A 973-nucleotide genomic window follows, 5' to 3' on the forward strand; every position below is an offset into this window, starting at 1 on the left:
AGAGCATCCTGAAAAAAATTCTGACATACTTTACGGGCAGGCATAGCGGTGATCCCATTGAATTTGTGGAAGAATCAGTAGATCACATCTTGCTATGTCTGTCTCATTTTTGTGGGGATTCGTCAGGGCTTTGGGGGCTTATTTCATATTTTCCAGTTACATACTTATTAATTGCGACTGGAGTAACTAATACGGCGCTAATAATCTCAGGGTTTTAAGTTTTAAATGGAAATTTATTGGAATGTAAACTCAGTTTATCTTTCAAATGAAAATAATGTGGCTCCAATTGCTGTCTTCCTGGAAGGAGTGTGTATTTTCCATTATCAAAATGAAAAGGATTAAATTGGTGCCGCAACGTAAATATTGTCATATATCAAATAAAAGTTTTTTTTGCGGAACCATTTTTCCCTGAGAATTTCACATACATTCAAACGCTATGCCCATAAATGCAGCAGGTGCGTGCTAAATATCATCTTTATTTTCAATATGATATGTGTTTATTTGCATAATCCACTAGCTGTGGAAAACGATCGATACTTGTTTTTTTGAGAGTTGATAACTATCAGATGCCTTTTTATGATCGGGTTTGACGTCGGTGTGTCGTTGTGCATAATGCGCTTGATTTTATTTTTACGGAAAGTTCTTACACCCGCGGGGTATTGCTGTATCTGTTAAAAAATATTTATCCATCTGATAAGGGCGGCAGGATGCTTATTTATGCTAAAGGAATTAAGGGAAAAATCCGGTACGGCAGGGTGACTTCAGTCATCACTGACGCGCAGTATTCTTAAAGACAGGATTAGGATTTACGGATTTATTCAGTGGGGGAAAAATATATCTTTTTTGGGTAATGCCTCTAAATAGTTGGATTATGTGATATCCTACAGTTATTTGAGGTGTCCTCCTGGCTACAGTTACTGTTCATTGCCCTCGTTGTGATTCCGATGATGTTTATCGACATGGCCTTAGCCCA

Annotated in this window: 2 protein-coding genes; both read left to right on the plus strand. The window is 37.6% G+C overall.

Going from position 1 to position 973, the window contains the following annotated elements; genetic code table 11:
• On the plus strand, positions 1 to 218 hold a 218-nt coding region (locus F7Q90_RS26975), incomplete at its 5' end, for a hypothetical protein (protein WP_211369707.1).
• A 686-nt stretch (positions 219 to 904) separates the two neighbouring features.
• Positions 905 to 973: IS1 family transposase (locus F7Q90_RS28075; RefSeq protein ID WP_394350291.1), on the plus strand; the 69-nt coding region annotated here is incomplete at its 3' end.

Source organism: Pantoea stewartii subsp. stewartii, from assembly GCF_008801695.1.
GTDB classification, from domain to species: Bacteria; Pseudomonadota; Gammaproteobacteria; order Enterobacterales; family Enterobacteriaceae; genus Pantoea; species Pantoea stewartii.